The organism is Paenarthrobacter sp. (genome assembly GCF_031180005.1).
GTDB lineage: Bacteria > Actinomycetota > Actinomycetes > Actinomycetales > Micrococcaceae > Arthrobacter.
Map to the genome: position 1 here is coordinate 32,039 of NZ_JAPSHI010000002.1, position 20,105 is coordinate 52,143.

Sequence of the window (20,105 nt, forward strand, 5' to 3'; positions counted from 1 at the left end):
CCTGCGCTAAAGTTCTTGATTTCGGCTCGATACTGATGCGCGGAAACCGGCAAGACTGATTTCTTGCAGGGTGCCGAGCTTGTCTTGCATCGCCACGCGCGCCGGCGTGAGATCAGTGCGGGCCTTGATTTCGTCATGGGCCATGACGCCGAGCTGTTGACCCGCCTTGAGGACGCGTGACCGCGTACCTCGACATTGAGGATGCACTGCAGGTAATCGACCGGTACGGGTTCCACATCCGCGACGTGGGCCTGCTCGCCTCGGCACTGGCCAGGCCGGCGACAACAGTCATGGGTGCTGAGGCCTATCCGGAGTTGGCGATGAAGGCGGCCGCGTTGCTGGAGTCGGTGGCCCGCTTTCATCCGCTCATTGACGGTTACAAGCGCAGCGCCTGGACGCTCATGGTCCTGCTGTTGTGGATCAACGGCTACCGCCACGACTTCACGACGGACGAGGGGTTCGACCTTGTGGTCGGAGTCGCCGAAGGAGCTGTTGAATTGCGGGACTCCGCCGTGCTCATTTCCAAGCATCTGGTCTCGCGCTAGCTCCGACTGCTGTCCGGCCAAAGCCATTGAAGCAGTGGGATGGGGGTGTGGACACTGTCCATACTTTGTGTCTCGGACCGGGTCGTACCGGAGCCGGATTGCCCGGATTCCGCATGTTTCCGCAATTTCCAAGTATCTTCAAGGCTCAGAATCCCGTTCGAGTTCAACCTCGGGCACAGCACACCCCCCTCGTCAAAGGGGGCTATTGCTTTAACGTGTGTAAATTCTGGGTGGTCAGGTCCCACTGACACTGGCGCGGGGTGTGCCTGGCGCCGCGGGTCGCCTGTCTGGTTGTGGGGGAGCGGGTTCAGGGCCTTGGCTGGTGGACCCTCCGCTTGCTTTGTGCCGGTGTCAGGCGGTCCTCTCGCAATTCGCCGGGCAGGTCGTGGTTGGCCTACACCTCTTCATGGGTAGGCATGCAGGTCACGCCATGACCTTGTGAACCACTCAGGGACCACATTTTCGACTGGATCGTCCTGTGAGGAAGGGCCAAGGCATCTTTGTTCTGCCTGATGTGGTGCGTGGAGTCTCCCCACCTCAGTATTCTTCTTACTGAGCAGCATGGATTCAGCTCTGTGTGCCTAACACCCTTCTACTGCCTGGTCTGCGCAATATGATTGCGCCTGTGTGTCAGCAGCCTTGGGTGACTGCGGTGTTGCCCCTCTGTGGGCGCGGCCGGCTGGTGGTCAAATGCTGGTAGCGGAGGACTCATGCGAGCGGCAATCGACTGCCTTTCCCCTGGTGTGCGGCGATGGCCGGACAGCGCTCCTCAGGGGTGCTGTCCGGCCTTTGCTCGGTGGTTACTAGAGGGCACTTTGCGGCGTGACTGGTTAGACCGAAGAGATAGATGGCCTGTTCACGTCAGCTTGCTCGTCGGCGAGGGGGCTACGTGCAGTTTCCGCGCTCATCAGCAAGCCCACCAGGGACAGTACGCCGATACCCATCAGGAAGAACGCCGGCGAGCTGGGGTTGCCTGTCGTGGCGATCAGCCAGGTGCCGATAAGCGGCGCTACGCCGCCAAAGAGCATGGCGCCGACGTTGAACGGCAACGCGAATCCGAGGTAGCGCGAGCGGGTGCCGAACAGTTCGGTGAAGAAGGAAGGAAACACTGCATCGTTCATGGCGAAGAACATGAGCGAGACGATGAGGACCGCGGAGGCGAGGACCACGCCTCCGAAGGAAAGCAGGGTCATGATCGGGTAGCTCAAGACGATGAAAGCGATGCTTGAGATCATCAGGGTGCGCTTACGTCCGATCCGGTCGGACAGGCGCGCGGCAAGGGGGATGAAGATGATGTGCGCCACAAGGCCAATCGTGACAACCAGTGTTGCGGTCGCTTCGCTCATTCCCGCCTCCTCGATGAGGAACGAGGGCGTGTAGCTGAGCAGGAGGTAGTAGGCGCCAGCGTTGAGCGACATGACGAGCAGTGCCTTGAACATCGACGGGAGGCTTTTACGGGTCTCGGACCAGCGGTTGGAGGTCGGAAGCTGATCAACTGCGTTCTGACGCTGCATTTTTTCGAGTTCCAGCACCCGGCGGAACTGCGGGGTGTCTTCCAAACGCAGGCGAAGCCAGAGGCCGACGATGCCGAGCGGGCCCGCGATGAGGAACGGGATCCTCCAGCCCCAGTCCTGCATGAATCCCGGTGAGGTGCTGGCGTAGAGGATGGTCGCCATGAGCGAGGCTGCCAGGAACCCGGCGGCAGCTGCGATGGGTACCACACTGGTGAGCAGTCCGCGCTTGGCGGCGGGGGCGTACTCGGCGACGAAGGTGCCTGCGCCGGCGTATTCGCCGGAGGCTGAAAAGCTCTGTGTTAGGCGGAGCAGCAGGAGCAGGATGGGTGCTGCGATGCCGATGGTGGCGTAGTTCGGTATGAATCCGATGAGGAAGGTGGCTCCGGACATGAGGATGATGGTCGTGGCGAGGATGCTCTTACGGCCGATTTTGTCTCCTAGGCTGCCCCAGACGAAGGCCCCGAGCGGGCGTACGAGGAACGATAACGCGAAGACTGCGAAGGTGCTCATCAGGGCAACAGCGCGGTCCTCCGGGGGAAAGAAAACTATTGCGATGGTGGTCGCGAGGTAGCTGTAGCTGGCGTAGTCGAAGTACTCCAGCAAGGTGCCGAGCCCGCTGGCGATGACGACTCGGCGGAGTATGGACCGGGGGACGGAATCTGTGGTGGCTACGGTGGTGGGCATGATGTCGTTCCTCATTTGAGTACCGGATCTTCGCGGTGGGTCCGCAGGATGTGACGACCATCATGGCAGCTAACCTCAGCCCGGAATATGGCCTCAGCGGAGAACTCCCAATGATAGTTATGGCCCTGATGGTGAAGTACCTGCGCTGTCGCGGAAGCCTCGGACTTTCAGGGCGAGCCAGAGCTCGGTTTGTGCATCGATGCCGTCCAGGTCGTGACCGGTGATCTGGATGATCCGCTGCATCCGGTTCCGCACTGTGTGCCGGTGGACTCCCATACGTTCGGCTGTCGCTTCGACGGATCGGCGCTCGAGAAGCCAGGTGTGCAGCGTATTCAGGAGGGCTTCGCCTCCGCGCGAGTTCTCGATGGGGGCGAGGACAGCGATGGAGAAAGCCTCCAGGTATTCGGATGGAGCGGCGCTGATCAGGAACTCGTGCGAGGCTCCGTCGACGTACTCAATCGGGGTGCCCGCCCGGCGGCTGGTCTCCAATGCCAGGGTTGCCTGCCTGATGCTGCGGGCGGAGTGCTCGGGAGCGCCCCTGGTGCCGATCCCCGTGGGGACGTCAAGGCCGTAGTCAGCCAGAGCCTTTCGGGGGTCGACGGTTGCCAGACATTCGACTATGCGGTGACGGTGCCGTATGAAAGGGGCGGCGAGGACGACCGCGAGGTCGTCGATGAGCACTTCCGCATGGGTCTCATTGCGCGCTTCGATGCTCACGCCCCGCAGCGGGCCTGGGTCTATGCCGATGCTCCGGAGGAATGTCCGGGCGCTGCCCGGCTCCGTGAACGTCAGGAGGCGCGCAAACCGTTCGGCGCGCTTACGGCGCGCAGATTCGTCGAGGAACCACACGCGTTCGAATTCGAGCGCCAGCAGCGAACGCAGTGCCGGCGCGGCGAGCTCTGCCGTCTCCTGGCCTGTCGGGATACGGACGCAGAACCCCCGGACAGTGTCATTGCCTGCGAACGGGAAGACCTCGACCGTCTCTTCTACGCCGGCGGATGTTTCGTCGGGACCGGCGACCAGCTCGGTGGCTGACACGAGGAGTTGTTCTCCAAGTCGTGGTGCTTCACGGCCGGCGAGGCGTTCGCTCAAGGGCGCGAGCAAGGTCGAAGGAAAAGCCGAGCTTCTGGCCATGACCCTCCCAAGACGGTCGAATACAGCCACCGGCTCCTCGGTCCGTTGCTGCCAGCCGGACAGCAGGTCCCCAAACGAGCCGCCGCGGGCCACAATTGCTGTGATCTCCATCTGCAAGTCGAGCGGCCGTCTGAGCGCTTCCCGTTGTCCTTCCGCGTGCAGGACGGCGATGGTGTGGGCCATTCGCCCGAAGTCGGCGATGTCACCGGTCAGCAGTGGGAGGTCATACTCGCTTGCCAGGGCCAGCACCTGCGCCGGGAGGCGCTCGAAAGCTGCTTCTGTGCCGAGGCCAATGATGAGCCCTGAGACACCCGCGTCCGCCGCTTCTGACAGAAGAACCTTCCAAGCGATCCAGTCCTCGCCGATGTGCCGCCCGCTGGTCAGGACTATCTCGCCGCCGTGGAGCTTCGGTAGTGACCCGTTCCGCTCGATGGAGATCGGGATTCCAGCGGCTCGTTCAACGCGGCTGCCCCCATGCATCACCGTCAGGCCTAGGCTCGGTGTGGTGGCCAGCTTGGCTACCGTGAACGCCTTCGATTCATATGCCATGGCCCCATATTAGTCAGGAACTGCACAAAGATCTGTACACTGCGGCCACTATTCTCTCTGCAAAGAGTACGCCCCGGCGATGGTCTGGGAAGGGTGGCTTCAATAGTGTGATTCGCAGCAGGCCGCACCAGCGAGCCGAAGACCGCAACTGCGAATGGGAGCATGTCATGATCGGCCAGAACGAGTACTTCGAGGGACAGGTACGAAGCCTTGAATTCAAGAACGAGCAGGGAAACTTCACCGTCGGGGTGATGGAGCCCGGTGAATGGAAGTTCGAAGCTCCCGTCAAAGAATGGATGCACCTTGTCCGCGGAACCTGGGACGTGCAGCAACCCGCCGGTCAGGGGGAGTGGACAACCTACAAGGAAGGCGAACGGTTCGAGGTCCCGGGTGGAACCGACTTCACCGTCCGCATAAAGGACACCGTTGCCTACCTCTGCCCCTACACCGGAGAATTCCTCGGTCACTTGGACATGTAGCATTCCCAACTGCCTGAGTACTGACACAAGTGAATATGTGTTGGACTGACCTCAACAAAAGGAGCCTGGCGCCAAGCCGGGCTCCTTTTAGTTGCGTCCGTTCTGCACGGTCGTCCGCCTGTTCGGAGACGAGCTGATCGTCGGCCGAGCATGCCAAAGCAGACCAGCTTGCCGATAAGCACCCATATTTCGGGTATTGGAAGTTTCACATCTGGATCCTTGAGGCGCGCAGCCCAGGCCCGGAACGGGCTTCCGACTCTATCCTGTCCGCCGACGGGCATGTGGAGTAGTGGAGGAGCGGATTCAGGGCGGTGGCAGACCATGCTCATGCCATCAGAGTGAAGCGGCCGCGCCTGAACAGCAGCTCGCGGCGGTTTCCGGAACCAGAGACGCCTTTAGAGCCCAAGCCACTTCATCATCTCTTGCGAATGCTGAATCTAGAATCTACACTCTAGGGAAGCGGCCAAGTGTGGCCGCTGTCACTGAGAGGGAAAGCAATGTCGCTTGCGCTAGCCGCGTTGTCACACGCGCCGTCATTTGGAAACGTCGATCCGGGTGGAACGATTTTCGCGGAAATCAATGATGCCCTGAGCGAGGTCCGGTCATTCGTAGAGGATTTCGCACCAGATGTCACCGTGATTTTCGGCCCCGATCATTTCAACGGCGTTCTGTACTCGATGATGCCGCCGTTCGCGATTGGCGCCCAGGCTGTCGGTGTTGGTGACTACGGGACCTCCGCAGGTCCCCTTCCGGTCGACTCGGAAGTGGCGCGCCAGTTGCACGCGTTGACCCTGGCCCAAGGGATTGACATATCCCGTTCCGAGCGACTCGAAGTAGATCACGGTGTCATGCAGCCGCTGGAGTTCCTTTTCGGCTCAGGATTCACGCGCACGTTCGTCCCCGTCTTCGTGAACGCCATCGGCAAGCCGCTCACGCCCATGGCTCGCATCCGACTGATGGGTGAGGCGTTGGGTCGGGCTGCGCAGCAACTCGAAAAGCGCGTGCTCCTAGTGGCATCCGGTGGACTGTCGCACAACCCGCCGATTCCGGAGTATGACGGCTCCCCCGAACCTGTCCAGCAGCGCTTGGTCTCCTACTCGCCGTCGATAGAAGACCGCGCAGCCCGCGAAGGGAAGATCATCCAAGGCATTCAGGCGATCGCCGACGGACGCGCATCGAGTGCACCTCTTAATGAGGAATGGGACCAAAAGCTCCTAAAGGTCTTCCGTTCGGGTTCACTGCATGAGGTGGATGCTTGGGACAACGATGAATTCATCGCCGAGGGCGGAAGCGCCGCCCACGAGATGCGTTCCTGGATCGCGGCGTTCAGCGCACTCTCGACGGCGGGCGACTACGACATGGTGGTGGACCGCTACTGGCCCGTGGAGACGTGGGGTGCCGGATTCGGTATCACAGCGGCAATCCCTCACGGCGCATGACCCAGGTGACGATGTGGGGAGAGATTGCCGATCTGCCCCACACTCTTGACTACCTGCAGGTGGGAGAGTGGCGCACCCGCGTTCTGACGGTTGGCGTGGGTGAGCAGACCTTGATTCTCCTCAACGGCACCAGCGGTCACATCGAAGCGTGGACCCACAACATACGTGCCCTGGCGAAGCAATACCGTGTGATTGGCTACGACTATCCCGGCCATGGCTATTCGACGTTGGCCGAAGCTGACCTGGAGATTCCCCACTACGAGGCACACCTGCTGGAGCTCCTAAATGTGCTTCAGTTGGACAAGGTGCACCTGCTCGGAGAATCGCTGGGAGGATGGATCGCCATCAAGTTCGCAGCGCACCACCCTGAACGTCTGCACAGCATCGTCCTGAGTGCACCCGGTGGCCGAATGATTGGTCCGATGTCGATGGACCGCGTCAGCCCGGTGAGCCGGAAGGCCGTGGAGGAACCGACTTACGAGAACGTCAAGGCACGCCTCCAAGTGGTTATTCACAACCCGGAGCAAATTACCGATGAGCTCGTGGAGGTAAGGCGATCCGTTTACGCCCGGCCCGACTTTATCAAGTCCATGGAACACATCATGGCGCTCCAAGTTCCCGATATCCGGGCCCGAAACCAGGTCACCGAAGAGGACTACGCAGCCATTTCCGTGCCCGCATTACTCGTCTGGACCGACCACGAGCCGACGGGTGGCGTAGCTACCGGGGAGACCTTGGCCGCTGCCATACCGGACGGCGAGTTCGCACTGATCCGCAACGCTGCCCACTGGCCACAGTGGGAAGACCCCATGACTTTCAACGAGAAAACACTCGACTTCCTGCGCAGAAAGGCCTGAGTCAGATGTCGGACATCATTACGGAGATCGCTGGAGATCTCTACAAAGCGCGCACTTTGCGCACCCCTATTGAGTTTGTGCGCCATCGCTTGCCTGACAACGACAAGGATGCGGCTTACCGCATTTCGGAGTTGGTGACGCAACAGCGCGAAGCCGCGGAAGGCCGCCGTCGTGTAGGCCGAAAGGTTGGCCTGACCAACCCGATCGTTCAGAAGCGGGCCGGAGTAGATGAGCCCGATTATGGCATCATCCTGGACAACATGACGTTTGAGTCGCCCATCGAAAGGCCGGCGTCGGACTATTTCCATCCCAAGATCGAAGCTGAGATCGCCTTCGTCCTGAAGTCCGACATTCTGGATTCGGACTTGGCCTCAGTCGAAGCCGCCATCGATTACGTCACGCCCGCAATGGAGCTCGTGGACAACCGCTACTTCAGCTACAAGATGGGCATTGTTGACACGATCGCCGACAACGCCGCGTGTGAAGGCATCGTGACGGGATCAGTTCGCGTGCCGTACGGAGAGATCGACCTTAAAAAAGTCGAGATGGTCTTGTACCGCGGTGAGGAAGAACTGACCCGTGGCATCGGTGAGAACGTCATGGGGAATCCCGTCCACGCGATCCAGTGGCTGGCAGAGACTTCCCTGAGGATCGGCAAGCCACTGCGGGCCGGGGAGATCCTGCTTTCAGGGTCCATTGGCCTGATAGTTGACTGGGATCCGAATATCACTTACACCGCCAAGTATTCGCACGGGCTCGGAGATGTTGTTGCACATTTAACGGAGGCCGTCGATGCGTGAGGTCACCGTCGAAACCCGTGTAGCGATCGAACATCTGGTTGCGGAACTATTGTGGCGGCTCGATCATGGCAAGGCCGACACCACGTGGGAGCTCTACACCGAGGACGCAGTCACCACAGGACCGCTGGGGGTCATGGATGGTCGGGAAGCCATCAAAGCCTGGGGTGAACGCCGCGCGAAAATTACGGGCGTCGTGGGACGGCACCTCATTGGTGGGACTCGGCTGGCTTGGGTGAATGAGGAACTTCACGGCTGGACCCAATACATGACGTTCCGCGATTCATCTGACAACCCACTGCTGCCGGCAAGCGTCGGCGAATTCCGTGAGGTTTACCGGGAAGTCGACGGGGAGTGGAAGATCGCACGGCGCGAGATCGGCCCCATTTTCGGTGGAATGAATGCCGCAGCGCACGCTAAGCGGCTCACGGAAAGCACTGCAGAATGAAGTGGGACAGCCTAGGCGGGCAGCCGCCGGTGCTGCTGCATCAGGCGCTCCCGTCCCTGTCGGTGACCGAGTGGGCTCTGGCCGCGGGCTACGACGGCATGGTTGTAGATCTCCAGCACGGAGAAGTCGGATTGGAGGCAGCCTGCACTATGTTGCGCGCTGCGCCGAGGGGGTCGGCATACAGCTATGCCCGAGTGGGCGGCTTGGACCCAGCCCCTATCCTGCGGCTGCTCGATAGCGGTGCGCGCGGCATCATCGCTCCGACCATAGAGTCCGGGGAACAGGCTCGAATGCTGGTGGAAGCAACCAAGTATCCCCGAGTGGGGAACCGGAGCCTCGGCCCCAGCCGCCCCAACCTATACCCGGGCCAGTCCTACACCGAGGCGGGAAACCTGGCGGTGTCCACGATCGCCCAGATAGAGACAGTTGCCGGCGTCGAGAACGCGGAAAGCATCATCGCCACTTCGGGACTCGACTCGATCTACATCGGGCCAGCTGATCTGGCAGTCTCCTACGGACTCCCGGGAAGAGGAGACTGGGAGGACGGGCCGGTGCGCGACGCAATAGTGCATCTGTCCACGTTGACAAAAGCGCACGGCGTGACGCTGGGCATCTATTCGGGATCCAGTCCCTATGCAGCTGACCTTCTAGGCCGGGAGCTCGTCGATTACGTGGGCCTCGGCATCGACCTTGTCTTCGTCAACCGCGCGGCCCAGGAATCCATCAAGACCCTGAGGGGCACAAAATGAGCGACCGCAAGGACGTAATTATCATCGGAGCGGGCCCCGTGGGCCTGACGCTCGCCAACCTCCTTGGCCAGTTCGGCGTCAGCACCGTAGTTTTCGAAAGCCGCGATGAACTCATCGACTACCCACGCGCTGTGGGCATCGATGATGAGGCGCTGCGGACCATGCAGACCATCGGGCTGGTGGACAAGGTACTTCCGCACACCGTCCCGGACCAGAAGATCCGAATTGTCAATGGCGACCGAAAAGTACTGGCGGAGATCAACCCCACGACGCGTGAGTTCGGTTGGCCCCGCAGGAACGGCTTTATCCAGCCACTGGTGGACAAGGCGCTCCTTGAGGGCCTTGAACGGTATCCGCACGTCGACGTGCGCTTCGGTTCCCAAGTGCTGGCCTTCGAATCGGATTCCGACGGGGTGACGGCCACGGTCAGCACGGCGTCGGGCGAAGAGAGGGCGACCGCCAGCTACGTCGTCGGCTCTGACGGCGGCCGCTCCCTGACCAGGCAGCACCTTGGGCTGGCCTTTGAAGGCGAAACGCGCTCGACCCGCGGACTTGTCATCGACGTCGCCAATGACCCCATCGGGACTCCACATGCAGTCTTTGGTGGGGATCCTAGCCGTGGATACGCCACGCTTAGCCTGCCGCATGGCATCCGCCGCTGGGAATTCACCCTTTTCGAGGGTGAATCGGAAGAGGTGGCAGAGGACGATGCGTTCGTGTTCGCCCTCCTTGCACCGCATGTGCCTGACCCCGCCGGTCTCAACATCATTCGCCGCCGGGTCTATGCCCACCACGCTCGTGTTGCGGAGAAGTTCCGGGTAGGACGATTCCTGCTGGCCGGGGACGCCGCCCATGTCATGCCGGTGGTGGCTGGCCAGGGTTGGAATTCCGGCATCCGGGATGCCCTGAACCTGGCGTGGAAACTCGCTGCAGTGGTTCAAGGGAAAGCCAGCGACGAGTTGCTGAATTCCTACGAAACTGAGCGGCGTGAACACGTCAAGGCCATGGTGGCGTTGTCATTGAATATGGCGAACCTCGTCACTGACCACAACAGGCTGCGGACGGCGGTGCGCGACATGGCCGCTGCGGTTGTCGACAAGCTGCCGAAAGCTCGTGCACGTCTGAACAGCCAAGGCTACAAGCCGATGCCCAAATACGAACACGGCGTAGTGGTTCCGTCCCGGCTCCCCACGTGGAAGTCACTGCCGGGCCGGGACGATGCACCACGAACGGTAGGCACCTTGTTCCCTCAGCCTACGGTTCGGAACGAAGAGGGCCGTTCGGTCCTCCTGGACTATGCAACCGGCCAAGGGTGGCGCGTGATCATGTGGAATAACGATCCCATGGCGTTCGTGAGTGAGGCTGAGGCTCAGACATTGGCAGGCCTTGGCGGAATCATGATTCAGGCCGTACCGGCCTCTCAGCTTCCATGGGCGAAGGATGCGGCCGCGCCCGGGGTGCGGGTGGTAGGCGATGAGAGTGGCAATCTGAAGTCCTGGTTCGACCAACGGCCCTTCTCTGCGATCATTGTCCGCCCTGACCATGTGGTGGCCGCAGAGTGTCTAGCCCAGGAACTGAATGAGGTCCTTAAACAGGTCTTCAGCGTGGCAAACGTCACGCCTGCCTACCAAAACGCATAGTAGCTAAAAGAATGCATAATCTGTTGACAAAGGCATTATCTCGAAATACTGTTGCTGCAACTCGCCAGTACAAGGCGGTAGGCGGGAAGGCCCGCGCAGCGTTCACTCAAGGGAGAGCGAATCTTATGAACATCAAACAAACCCGTGCAACGGCCGTCGGTGCCTTGGCCCTTGCACTGACACTCAGCGGTTGTGCTTCCGGATCGGTCGATGGCAGCAGTTCCACAGCGGGCCCGAGCGGCTCCGCCGGGCTCACCAAGGTCACCTACGGCATCTTCCCGTCCAATACCGTTGCGGCCCTCCAAGTTGCCATCGACAAGGGCTACTTCGAAAAGCAGGGCATCGACCTTGAACTGGTGGTTGGCGCAGGCAGCAGTGCGGCACAATTGCCCGCGCTGGCCACCGGGGAGCTCGACTTCATGCTGGCCAGCCCGGTCACGGCCCTAACGGCCACCACGCAGGGCCTCGACGTCCGCATTGTTGACGGTTTCACTCAGAACGACCCCAAGATCGTGGAGGACTCCACCGCCGTAGTTGTTGGCGCCGGATCGAACATCAAGACTGCCCGTGATCTGGAAGGCAAGAAGGTGTCGGTCAACGCGCTGGGCAGCATTGGGGAAATCGGCATCCGTGAAGCCGTGGCCAAGGACGGTGGGGATCCGAAGAAGGTGACTTTCGTCCAGCTGTCCTTCCCCGAGGTTGCAGCACAGATCGAAGCCGGCCAGATTGATGCAGGGATGGCGGGTTCGCCTTTCATGCAGCAGGTCATGGCTAAGGGTGGCCGGGTGGTCAGCGACTTCATCCACGATACGGGCCTGGGCGCCAATGAACTTGTGACGATTTCCAGCGGCAAACTCGTTGAAAGTGACGCTGACATGGTCAAGAGGTTCTCGGCGGCCATGGATGAGGCATTGCCGTTCCTGACCGAGAATAATGATCTGATCCGGGAGGCAATGCCAGCAGCGCTCGGCACCGATCCGGCCGCCGCGAAGAAAGCGCAGCTCTCCCTCTACAGCTCGGACGTTTCGAAAGAGACCATCCAGTTGTTCGCGGACCTGCTCGTAAAGTACGGCATCGTGAGCACCAAGCCTGACGTCGACAAGGTGATCTGGAAGCCGTGAGCCCGACGTCGGGGGACGCGCGACTGCCCCCGGCCGCAAATTAATCGCAACAACTGAGAGCAGAACAAAACCGTGGAAACGCAAACTCCAACCCTGAGCAGCGTGTCTGTGACCGCCCTGCCTACACGGGAGCACAGAGTGCGTCGTGCTGCCCGGTGGACTGCTGTCGGGCCCTACGTCCTGGGTGTCGCCGGCATCCTCGCCGCACTCATTGTCTGGGAACTCTTCTCAGTCTTTGGCCCGGTCAGCCAGCACCACCTGCCACCGCCGTCAGTGGTGCTTCCAACATTCCTCACCAACTTCGCCTTCACCCAGTTCTGGCTGACCGTAGGCCAGACGATGTGGGCATGGTTCCTTGGGCTCGGTATCGCTACCCTGGGTGGTGTCGCAGTTGGCCTGCTCATCGGTTCAAGCGCTTTCCTGCGGTCCGCAACGCACACTACTATCGAGTTCCTCCGGCCTATTCCGGCCGTGGGTCTGATCCCATTGGCTGCGCTGCTGTTCGGGCCGAGGATCGGCGCCGAGCTGTTGATCGTCGTTTACGGTTGCTTCTGGATCGTCCTCATCCAGGTCATGTACGGCATCACCGACATTGACAAGGTGGCAGATGACACGGTGCACACGATGAGGATGACATGGCTGCAGCGGGCCCGCCACCTCGTGCTACCCACGCTTTTGCCGTACCTGATGACCGGCATTCGGATCGCGGCCACAGTAGCTCTGATCCTCGCGATCAGTTCCGAGCTCATCGTCGGCACTCCGGGGATCGGCCGTGCGGTGGCGCAAGCCCAACTCAACGACAACCCGCCAGCCATGATCGCCCTGATCCTTACCTCCGGCCTTCTGGGCATTCTGGTAAACCTGATTTTTCGCTTCATTGAGCGCAAGGTGCTTTTCTGGCACAGCTCAGTCCGTTCGGAGGTGGCGGCATGATCGTGCTCAAACGTATTGGTATGTGGTTCGGCCTTCCGGCCATCCTCATCGCCATCTGGTGGGCGTCCACCGCCCAAGGTGTTAACTTCTTTGTTCCCAAGCCGGACAAGCTGGCCAGCACTTTCGTCAACGTGTGGCTCAGCGAAAAGTTCTTCACGGACGTTGTCCCCAGCATGGTCCGGCTCCTCATCAGCCTCGGCATCTCGCTGGTGCTCGGGGTGTCGCTGGGAATTGCGATTGGCTTGTCACGCACGCTGCGGTGGCTTCTTGAGCCACTGCTCGAGTTCATCAGGGCCATACCATCTACCATTCTCATTCCGGTCCTGCTCCTGCTGATCGGAATCAATGACACGATGAAGGTCACGGTCATCGTTCTGGGCTGTCTGTGGCCCATCTTGCTCAATACCGTGGAAGGCGTCCGATCCCTGGATGAAGTTCTGAAGAATACAGCGCTCGTCTACCGGCTTCGTGGATTTAACCGCATCCGTTACCTGGTGCTGCCAGGGTCCTCACCACTCATCATGGCCGGCATGCGGCATAGCCTTGCGGTGGGGCTTATTCTCCTGGTTGTCTCCGAGATGTTCGCTTCGACCGATGGCATTGGCTACTCGATTATTAACTTCCAAAACCGCGTCGCGATTCCCGAAATGTGGAGCGGCATAGTCCTCCTGGGCATCATTGGGGTGCTTCTTTCGATAGCATTCCAAGCGATTCAGAAGCGCGTTTTGGGATGGTACTACGGTCTTAAGGAGGCCTCGAATGACGGCTAACAAGTCGGACGTCCGACTCAGTGTCCAGCAGGTGCGCAAGGTCTACGGCGTAGGCTCCCGAAACGAAGTGGAGGCCGTGCGGTCCCTTACTTTCGATCTGCACGCCGGTGAGTTCGCGTGCTTGGTGGGGCCTTCCGGCTCGGGCAAGACCACGCTGCTGAAATGCATCGCCGGCCTTCTCGATCCGACCTCGGGCGAAGTGGTGCTCGACGGTCGGCGCGTTGCCGGCCCCGCTGAAGGCATGGCCGTGGTCTTTCAGGAGTACAGCCGCAGCCTGTTCCCTTGGCTGAGTGTTGAAGACAACGTTGAACTGCCGTTGAAGACATCCGGCGTGCCAAAGGCCGAGCGCAAAGTCCGTGTCAGCGAGGCGCTCGAGGCCGTCAGTTTGTCTCACGCGACCAAAAGCTACCCATGGCAGCTCTCCGGCGGCATGCAGCAGCGCGTCGCGATTGCACGCGCTGTCGCCTCCAACCCAAGCGTGCTTCTCATGGACGAGCCCTTCGCAGCGGTCGACGCGCAAACTAGGGGAGAACTCGAAGACCTTGTACGGGACGTCTGGAAGCGCCTGGACATGACCATTCTGTTCGTGACCCACGACATCGATGAGTCCGTGTACCTCGCGGAACGGGTGCTGGTGCTTTCCAGCTCACCGACCATCGTCCAGGCAGACATCCACATCGACCTCCCGGACGTACGTAGCCAAGCTGACACCAGGTCCCTTCGCCGCTTCGGCGAACTGCGCCATCAGGTGTATGAGGAAGTTCAGTTTGCCAAGACCAATCCTGGTGGCGAACGGACCACAACCCGTGGAGAGTTGCACGCATGAGCCCCCGCGCAAGCGCTGACGTCAGCACTAATGGAGCCGTTAAGCCGGAGGCGGGTAAGCGTCGCCGGGTCCACCAGTCCACTCCGGAAAATGAACGCGCCATCCTGGAGGCAGTGCTTCAGCTCGCGGTCAAGGTGGGCTACGAAGGCACCACCATGGCCGAGGTGGCACGGGTGGCCGGGCTGCCGATCGGCTCGGTCTACTGGCACTTCGAAAACAAAGAAGGCTTGTTCGCCGCGCTCATCGACTACTGCTTCGAACATTGGAAGACGCGTCACCGCGGACCGGAAAACAGGGCCATTCTCCGCACGAGCATCGCCGGATCTGCAGCTAACTCCGCCAACCCGGAGAACGCGCACGAAGCATTCTGGATCATCGGCTTACTGTTTGCGTTGGAGAAGAGGCTGGCGGGGAACGCTGCACGCCAGAAGTATCTGGAAGTGCGCGAAGAGATGTACGAACTCATGGTTGAGGCAGTCACTCCGGGTCTCCCCGCCGCAGCCTTGAGCGCGAAACCAGACCTCGCCCGCAAGGTTGTCATGCTGGGCCGCGCACTGACGGACGGCTTCTACATCTCGGCCTCCGCAGGAGACGAGATCGACTTTGCGGAGGCGGCAGAGCTCTCGGCGCTGGCTATGGAGAAGCTCGTACAGCACTACGCCGATCTCGGGGCCTCGGCCGACGCGGACCAACCGTGAGCGGTTCGGACCGCGCAGCCCTGGTGATCGGCGGCGGCCGCGGCATCGCAGGCGCCGCCATCCGCGGTCTGGCGGTTGATGGGTACGGTATTGTAGCGCTTTCTCCTTCCGGAAGCGCGATGGATCTGGCCCACAGCCTGGGCGGGGTAGGAATCAAGGGTTCCAATCGTTCCGTTGCGGACCTGACAGCGGCCGCGGACTTGGCGCTGACCACCTATGGACGTATCGACGTCGTGGTTAACAGTTCCGGACACGCAGCCAGAAAGCCGGTGCTGGAGATCACCGACGAGGAATGGGCGGAAGGCTACGAGATGTACCTGCTCAGCGTCATCCGCATGACTCGAATCGTCAGCCCTCATATGGTTGCGGCAGGCGGCGGGGCGATAGTCAACGTCTCCACCAGTTCCCCGTATGAACCCAACCCAAACTATCCGGTGTCGGGCACATTTCGTGCGGCACTGGGTACATTCACCAAGTTGTACTCCGACGAGTACGGGCCATCTGGAATCCGGATGAACAACGTCCTTCCGGGCTTCACGAAAGAGGATCCGGCCACAGTGCCGGGGGAATGGACCACCCGGATACCTTTGCGCAGGGCTGCCAGCACCGAAGAGGTGGCCCGAGTCATCCGATTCCTCGCCAGCGAGGAATCCAGCTACATCACAGGCCAGAACATCCGAGTGGATGGCGGCGCGTCCCGCTCCGTATAGAAGCCGGCGCTGAAAGAAAGGTTCTAACTATGACTCTTGGTGTGATCGCCGAAATGGGCTATCTCGCGATGCGGACCCGCGACTACGATGAGTCGCTGGAGTTGGCTACTGACGTCCTCGGTCTGCGCATGACACTCAACAACGACGACCGGGCCTATTTGTCCGCAGCGGACCGTCACCACGAACTCGTCTACGTAAAGGGCGAGGAGGACGGTATCGACCACATCGGCCTTGTCGCGGACAGCGCAGAGGGTTTGGAGATCATCCGCAAGCGCCTCGAGGCCGTAGGGTTTCCGATCCTCACGCGGAGCCCAATGGAACGTGAAATAGGTGAGGGCTTCGCTGTCATGGGCCCGGAGGGGTATGTCTATCACGTCTACGTCGGCATGAAGACCTTCCGTCATGGTCCAGCGTCCTTCGGACCGGACCGCTACGGCCACATCAACATCCACCCCCAAAATCCGACGGCGATGAAGGACTTCCTGGTGGAGTTCTTCGGCTTTAAGGTATCCGACGTCATCGGTAAGGACTTCGGGTATTTCCTGCGCTGCAACCCTGACCACCATGGCATCGCCCTCATCAAGGGCCGCGGCACACTGCACCACCATGCATGGCAGACGCAGTCTGTGGCGGACCTTGGGCGCCTGGGTGACCGTCTGTTCGCCAAGGGACGCCGACTGATCTGGGGTCCGGTACGTCACGGTGCAGGCCACAATATTGCCGCCTACTATGTGGAGCCCAACGGCACCGTGGTGGAGTTGTACACGGACCTTGAGCAGATCCATGAGATTGATCGTCCGCCCATCGAGTGGAGCCAGGATGACCGCACATGGTTCAACCGGTGGGGCGTCTACAACGGCGAGGATTTCCGCTCACATGGAGTCTTCCCAGTCTCGTTGGGCTAAGCGGCTGCCGTGCCGTTCCTACTCTTGCGACGGCGCGGCCTCTGCGGCGGCGCGGAATTCAGCGTCTTCAATGACGTCAATGGTCCTCATATAGTGTTCACGCAGCAGTTTGGTGGCCGCCGGCGCATCCCTCGCGATGGTCGCCTCGAGGATCGCACGGTGCTCGGCCTCGATGTCCCGGGATTGGGCGCGCCTGTCCGGAGCGGTCCAGAGTCGGTAAAGGGCGGTAGCCTCGCCCAAGGTGGCTGCGAAGTCCTGCAACAACGGGATGGGGCAGGCTTCCAGCAACTTTGCGTGGAACGCCTGGTGGGCCAGGAACCATTCGACCGAGATGTGGTTTGGGTCCTCACTGGTGCGGCGTGGGGTCCGCTCCAGGCGGTGGTGGACCGCAAGAAGATCGGATTCCCAGGCAACGTCGCCCTGTTCGATGGCCAGAGTAAGGCCATACTCCTCCACACGGCAACGAAGTTCACCCAAGCCGCGCAGTTCTTCCAACGTGTATTCGGAGACGAAAAAGCCTCTGTTGGGACGGAACTGCAGAAGTTTTTCACCAGCCAAACGCACTAGTGCTTCACGGATGACGGTGGAACTGGCGCCGTACCGCTTGGTGAGCTCACCAATCTGGAGGTTTGTACCCGGGGCCCACTGGCCGGCAAAGATGTCGGCTCGTAACTTGCCCCGAACCACTTCGCTGATGGTTTCTGCGTTTGCTTGTCGTGCCATGAAAACAAGACTACACATACGCACTAAGGCAGGTAAAATATATTCTTGACTCAAGAATGCATTCTTTGTATAGTTCAAACACCGGCAAGCCGGAGGCAATGACGCCGGCACTCGAAAGGATTCACATGCGCTACGCAAGCTACTTGAACCAGGAAGGCCAGCCCACGTGGGGTCTTGAGGCCAACGGAGAGCTGTTGGACCTTGGTCCCAGTGGCGCCAACGTCAGCCCTTCGCTGCAGACTGCCATCCAGGAAGGCGTGCTGTCAGCTCCCATGACATGGGACAAGGCGCCTGCCCAGCCGGTCGAAGGAACCACCTTCCTGCCGGTCCTTTCCACTCCCGGAAAGGTCATCTGCATCGGCGTTAATTACCGCAGCCACCGCGAGGAGACCGGGCGGGACGAGGTAGGCAAGCCCACCGTCTTCGCACGCTTCTCCGACACCTTGGCTGCCCATGGCGCAGACCTGCCGATTCCCGCAGAAAGCTCCATGTATGACTACGAAGGCGAAGTCGCGCTGGTGATCGGAGCTCACGCGAACCACGTCAAACCGGAAGACGCTTGGAATTACATTTCCGGCTACGCCGCGTTCAATGACTTCAGTGCCCGCGACTGGCAGCGTCACACCGGTCAGTGGACCCCGGGCAAGAATTTCCCGCTCAGCGGAGCCTTCGGCCCGTACTTCATGGCCGCCGAAGAAGTCGGTGACGTCACCGAGCTCGTGGTGGAAACCCGTGTTAACGGCGAGGTCCGGCAGCGTGCCGCCGTCGCTGACCTGATCTTCGACATCCCCGCCATCATTGAGTACGTCACCGCGTTCACGCCGCTGGCACCGGGCGACGTCATTGTCACCGGCACGCCCGGCGGTGTAGGGCTGTTCATGGAGCCGCCCACTTTCCTGGTTCCCGGTGACGTCGTTGAGGTTGAGGTCGGCAAACTGGGCACCCTTCGCAACGTCCTCGTTGCCTAAGGATGCGTGGAGGTAACGCCATGGAGGACTTCGATGTTGCGGTTGTGGGAGCCGGGCCGGTTGGACTGACGGCGGCGCTGTTGCTGGCCGACGGCGGTGCACGCGTTGTGCTGCTCGAAACCGCCAAGGTGCCGATGGACTTGCCGCGGGCCATCAGCATCGCCGACGAGACCTTCCGGACGATGGACCGGTTGGGCCTCGCGGAAGCGCTGAAAGCGGAATCGCTCCTCGGAACCGGCAGCCGCTACTTCGGGCTGAATGACCGGCCCCTTGCGTCGTCTACGCCTGTTCCCTCCCGCATCGGGCATCCTGCCAAGTCGCAGTTCGACCAGCCCGTGTTGGAAGAACTGCTGTGGAACAAGGCACGCAACCACCAGGGGATCGAATTCCTCGCCGGTGCCCAGGTGACTTCCACCAGCCAGAACGCCGATGGAGTAACAGTCGGATTCGAATCCGGCGCCGGAGCGGGCACTGTCAAGGCCACATGGCTGGTCGGGGCTGACGGCGGGCGCAGCTTTGTCCGGGAGAGCCTGGGCATCGACCTGGTGGGTTCCACCCAGCAGGAACGATGGATTGTGGTGGATCTGCTTAACGTCCCCGGAGCACGCGAGCCCTTCGCCGAGTTCCACGGCAACGGCACCCGTCCCTACGTTCTGGTTCCGGGAATCAAGGGCCGCCTCCGCCTTGAGTTCATGCTTTTCGATCACGAAGACGCGGACGAAATGACGACTCCGGAGAAGATCCTTGAGCTCTCCAGGCCCTTCCACCCGGAGCTCCGCACGGAGGACGTCCGGCGTGCCGTGGTCTATGTAGCCCATCAGCGGCTGGCGCGGACATACCGTTCGGGCCGCGCCTTCCTGATCGGAGATGCGGCACACCTGATGCCTCCCTTCTCCGGACAAGGACTGAACGCAGGCCTGCGGGATGCCTTGAACCTGAGTTGGAAGCTGCTGGAAGTGCTCCGCGGCGTGGGCACGGACCGCCTCCTATCCACTTACGAGTCCGAGCGACGCACCCACGCGGCCAAGATGGTCAAGGTTTCGCGCCGGACCGGTGCGGTAGTCATGGCGGTCGGCCCTTTCCGGACCAACCTTCGGGATACTGTTTTCCGCACGGTCAGCCTGATTCCCGCTGTGCACCGGTACCTGGGGTCTATGCGGTTCATCACGGCGCCGGACTACCGCAACGGTGTGGCGATCAAAGCCGATCGCGACGTTGATCGCCGGGTCGCGGCTTGGGTGGGTCTTGCCCTGAGCCAACCGTCCGTAGTTGACCAGGACGGATCGGCGGCACCTTTGGACTCGTACCTGGGGAGCGGATGGGCGCTCATCACCCTTGGAGCAGGCAGCACCGGAACAACGGTGGGCGACCAGTTCTGGTCCTTGCTGGGCGCTCGCCGGATCAGGCTGACGGGGAACACCCACGCGTCGCGCCGGGACAGTGATGAGCAGGTGCTGGTGGATGCGGGCAACGGTCTTGCGGTCCCGGGATTGGCCACACCCCACACCGTGGTCGTCCGTCCCGACCGTTACGTCGCTGCCGTGTTCACGGACCAGAGTGAGCCGGCCGTGATAAACAAACTGCGTTCATACGTCGATCCGCTGTCGCGGCCCTGA

Annotated in this window: 21 protein-coding genes; 17 read left to right on the forward strand and 4 right to left on the reverse strand. The window is 61.1% G+C overall.

Features of this window, described 5'->3' with window-relative positions; genetic code table 11:
• Positions 1-6 precede the first annotated feature (6 nt).
• Positions 7-144: a hypothetical protein gene (locus tag RIF72_RS02465; protein ID WP_309073279.1), complete on the reverse strand. Its 138-nt coding sequence runs from the start codon at positions 142-144 to the stop codon at positions 7-9.
• A gap of 32 nt (positions 145-176) precedes the next feature.
• Here RIF72_RS02465 and RIF72_RS02470 point away from each other — a divergent pair, with 32 nt between their 5' ends.
• Positions 177-545, forward strand: a complete 369-nt coding sequence (locus RIF72_RS02470) for a Fic family protein (protein ID WP_309073280.1) — start codon at positions 177-179, stop codon at positions 543-545.
• Between the two features lie 830 nt (positions 546-1,375).
• On the opposite strand, the gene RIF72_RS02475 is transcribed toward RIF72_RS02470, so the two are convergent.
• Together RIF72_RS02475 and RIF72_RS02480 are read right to left on the reverse strand one after the other, a co-directional pair.
• Positions 1,376-2,743 carry an MFS transporter gene (locus RIF72_RS02475; protein WP_309073281.1) on the reverse strand — a complete coding sequence of 456 codons (1,368 nt, stop codon included), beginning with the start codon at positions 2,741-2,743 and terminating at the stop codon, positions 1,376-1,378.
• Between the two features lie 117 nt (positions 2,744-2,860).
• Positions 2,861-4,426: a helix-turn-helix domain-containing protein gene (locus RIF72_RS02480; RefSeq protein ID WP_309073282.1), complete on the reverse strand. Its 1,566-nt coding sequence runs from the start codon at positions 4,424-4,426 to the stop codon at positions 2,861-2,863.
• Between the two features lie 167 nt (positions 4,427-4,593).
• Between RIF72_RS02480 and RIF72_RS02485 the strand changes: the two genes are divergently transcribed.
• From RIF72_RS02485 to RIF72_RS02550, 14 genes are all read left to right on the forward strand, one after another.
• Positions 4,594-4,905, forward strand: coding sequence for a pyrimidine/purine nucleoside phosphorylase (locus RIF72_RS02485; RefSeq protein WP_309073283.1), 312 nt, complete (start codon positions 4,594-4,596; stop codon positions 4,903-4,905).
• A 497-nt stretch (positions 4,906-5,402) separates the two neighbouring features.
• A complete protein-coding gene (locus RIF72_RS02490) occupies positions 5,403-6,344 on the forward strand; it encodes a 3-carboxyethylcatechol 2,3-dioxygenase (RefSeq protein ID WP_309073284.1) in 942 nt (313 codons plus the stop codon).
• Complete coding sequence (locus tag RIF72_RS02495; protein WP_309073285.1) at positions 6,341-7,201, forward strand: alpha/beta hydrolase; 861 nt, start codon at positions 6,341-6,343, stop codon at positions 7,199-7,201. The genes RIF72_RS02490 and RIF72_RS02495 overlap by 4 nt, the downstream gene beginning before the upstream one ends.
• Before the next feature lie 5 nt (positions 7,202-7,206).
• Positions 7,207-8,001, forward strand: a complete 795-nt coding sequence (locus RIF72_RS02500; protein WP_309073286.1) for a fumarylacetoacetate hydrolase family protein — start codon at positions 7,207-7,209, stop codon at positions 7,999-8,001.
• Positions 7,994-8,446: a nuclear transport factor 2 family protein gene (locus RIF72_RS02505; protein ID WP_309073287.1), complete on the forward strand. Its 453-nt coding sequence runs from the start codon at positions 7,994-7,996 to the stop codon at positions 8,444-8,446. Before RIF72_RS02500 ends, RIF72_RS02505 begins: the two co-directional genes overlap by 8 nt.
• Positions 8,443-9,195: an aldolase/citrate lyase family protein gene (locus RIF72_RS02510; protein ID WP_309073288.1), complete on the forward strand. Its 753-nt coding sequence runs from the start codon at positions 8,443-8,445 to the stop codon at positions 9,193-9,195. The genes RIF72_RS02505 and RIF72_RS02510 overlap by 4 nt, the downstream gene beginning before the upstream one ends.
• Positions 9,192-10,835, forward strand: coding sequence for a bifunctional 3-(3-hydroxy-phenyl)propionate/3-hydroxycinnamic acid hydroxylase (locus tag RIF72_RS02515; RefSeq protein WP_309073289.1), 1,644 nt, complete (start codon positions 9,192-9,194; stop codon positions 10,833-10,835). Before RIF72_RS02510 ends, RIF72_RS02515 begins: the two co-directional genes overlap by 4 nt.
• Before the next feature lie 125 nt (positions 10,836-10,960).
• A complete protein-coding gene (locus tag RIF72_RS02520; protein ID WP_309073290.1) occupies positions 10,961-11,956 on the forward strand; it encodes an ABC transporter substrate-binding protein in 996 nt (331 codons plus the stop codon).
• A 72-nt stretch (positions 11,957-12,028) separates the two neighbouring features.
• Positions 12,029-12,889, forward strand: a complete 861-nt coding sequence (locus RIF72_RS02525) for an ABC transporter permease (protein WP_309073291.1) — start codon at positions 12,029-12,031, stop codon at positions 12,887-12,889.
• On the forward strand, positions 12,886-13,659 hold the full coding sequence (locus tag RIF72_RS02530; protein ID WP_309073292.1) for an ABC transporter permease: 774 nt from the start codon (positions 12,886-12,888) through the stop codon (positions 13,657-13,659). The genes RIF72_RS02525 and RIF72_RS02530 overlap by 4 nt, the downstream gene beginning before the upstream one ends.
• Positions 13,649-14,485, forward strand: a complete 837-nt coding sequence (locus RIF72_RS02535) for an ABC transporter ATP-binding protein (protein WP_309073293.1) — start codon at positions 13,649-13,651, stop codon at positions 14,483-14,485. Before RIF72_RS02530 ends, RIF72_RS02535 begins: the two co-directional genes overlap by 11 nt.
• Positions 14,482-15,183 carry a TetR/AcrR family transcriptional regulator gene (locus RIF72_RS02540; RefSeq protein WP_309073294.1) on the forward strand — a complete coding sequence of 234 codons (702 nt, stop codon included), beginning with the start codon at positions 14,482-14,484 and terminating at the stop codon, positions 15,181-15,183. Before RIF72_RS02535 ends, RIF72_RS02540 begins: the two co-directional genes overlap by 4 nt.
• Entirely contained in the window at positions 15,180-15,893 is a 714-nt protein-coding gene (locus RIF72_RS02545) for an SDR family oxidoreductase (protein WP_309073295.1), read from the forward strand. Before RIF72_RS02540 ends, RIF72_RS02545 begins: the two co-directional genes overlap by 4 nt.
• A 29-nt stretch (positions 15,894-15,922) precedes the next feature.
• A complete protein-coding gene (locus RIF72_RS02550; RefSeq protein ID WP_309073296.1) occupies positions 15,923-16,798 on the forward strand; it encodes a VOC family protein in 876 nt (291 codons plus the stop codon).
• Positions 16,799-16,816: 18 nt separating this feature from the next.
• On the opposite strand, the gene RIF72_RS02555 is transcribed toward RIF72_RS02550, so the two are convergent.
• A complete protein-coding gene (locus tag RIF72_RS02555) occupies positions 16,817-17,521 on the reverse strand; it encodes a GntR family transcriptional regulator (RefSeq protein ID WP_309073297.1) in 705 nt (234 codons plus the stop codon).
• Positions 17,522-17,646: 125 nt separating this feature from the next.
• Here RIF72_RS02555 and RIF72_RS02560 point away from each other — a divergent pair, with 125 nt between their 5' ends.
• Together RIF72_RS02560 and RIF72_RS02565 are read left to right on the forward strand one after the other, a co-directional pair.
• The gene (locus tag RIF72_RS02560; RefSeq protein WP_309073298.1) at positions 17,647-18,489 is read left to right on the forward strand and encodes a fumarylacetoacetate hydrolase family protein; all 843 of its coding nucleotides are present in this window, start codon (positions 17,647-17,649) and stop codon (positions 18,487-18,489) included.
• Between the two features lie 20 nt (positions 18,490-18,509).
• The gene (locus RIF72_RS02565) at positions 18,510-20,105 is read left to right on the forward strand and encodes an FAD-dependent monooxygenase (protein ID WP_309073299.1); all 1,596 of its coding nucleotides are present in this window, start codon (positions 18,510-18,512) and stop codon (positions 20,103-20,105) included.

What these genes read in the sequence shown, in the direction of transcription:
- RIF72_RS02465 (WP_309073279.1), bottom strand. Translation starts at nt 144, where the DNA reads ATGGCCCATGACGAAATCAAGGCCCGCACTGATCTCACGCCGGCGCGC.
- RIF72_RS02475 (WP_309073281.1), bottom strand. Translation starts at nt 2,743, where the DNA reads ATGCCCACCACCGTAGCCACCACAGATTCCGTCCCCCGGTCCATACTC.
- RIF72_RS02480 (WP_309073282.1), bottom strand. Translation starts at nt 4,426, where the DNA reads ATGGCATATGAATCGAAGGCGTTCACGGTAGCCAAGCTGGCCACCACA.
- RIF72_RS02485 (WP_309073283.1), top strand. Translation starts at nt 4,594, where the DNA reads ATGATCGGCCAGAACGAGTACTTCGAGGGACAGGTACGAAGCCTTGAA.
- RIF72_RS02490 (WP_309073284.1), top strand. Translation starts at nt 5,403, where the DNA reads ATGTCGCTTGCGCTAGCCGCGTTGTCACACGCGCCGTCATTTGGAAAC.
- RIF72_RS02495 (WP_309073285.1), top strand. Translation starts at nt 6,341, where the DNA reads ATGACCCAGGTGACGATGTGGGGAGAGATTGCCGATCTGCCCCACACT.
- RIF72_RS02500 (WP_309073286.1), top strand. Translation starts at nt 7,207, where the DNA reads ATGTCGGACATCATTACGGAGATCGCTGGAGATCTCTACAAAGCGCGC.
- RIF72_RS02505 (WP_309073287.1), top strand. Translation starts at nt 7,994, where the DNA reads ATGCGTGAGGTCACCGTCGAAACCCGTGTAGCGATCGAACATCTGGTT.
- RIF72_RS02510 (WP_309073288.1), top strand. Translation starts at nt 8,443, where the DNA reads ATGAAGTGGGACAGCCTAGGCGGGCAGCCGCCGGTGCTGCTGCATCAG.
- RIF72_RS02515 (WP_309073289.1), top strand. Translation starts at nt 9,192, where the DNA reads ATGAGCGACCGCAAGGACGTAATTATCATCGGAGCGGGCCCCGTGGGC.
- RIF72_RS02520 (WP_309073290.1), top strand. Translation starts at nt 10,961, where the DNA reads ATGAACATCAAACAAACCCGTGCAACGGCCGTCGGTGCCTTGGCCCTT.
- RIF72_RS02530 (WP_309073292.1), top strand. Translation starts at nt 12,886, where the DNA reads ATGATCGTGCTCAAACGTATTGGTATGTGGTTCGGCCTTCCGGCCATC.
- RIF72_RS02535 (WP_309073293.1), top strand. Translation starts at nt 13,649, where the DNA reads ATGACGGCTAACAAGTCGGACGTCCGACTCAGTGTCCAGCAGGTGCGC.
- RIF72_RS02540 (WP_309073294.1), top strand. Translation starts at nt 14,482, where the DNA reads ATGAGCCCCCGCGCAAGCGCTGACGTCAGCACTAATGGAGCCGTTAAG.
- RIF72_RS02550 (WP_309073296.1), top strand. Translation starts at nt 15,923, where the DNA reads ATGACTCTTGGTGTGATCGCCGAAATGGGCTATCTCGCGATGCGGACC.
- RIF72_RS02555 (WP_309073297.1), bottom strand. Translation starts at nt 17,521, where the DNA reads ATGGCACGACAAGCAAACGCAGAAACCATCAGCGAAGTGGTTCGGGGC.
- RIF72_RS02560 (WP_309073298.1), top strand. Translation starts at nt 17,647, where the DNA reads ATGCGCTACGCAAGCTACTTGAACCAGGAAGGCCAGCCCACGTGGGGT.
- RIF72_RS02565 (WP_309073299.1), top strand. Translation starts at nt 18,510, where the DNA reads ATGGAGGACTTCGATGTTGCGGTTGTGGGAGCCGGGCCGGTTGGACTG.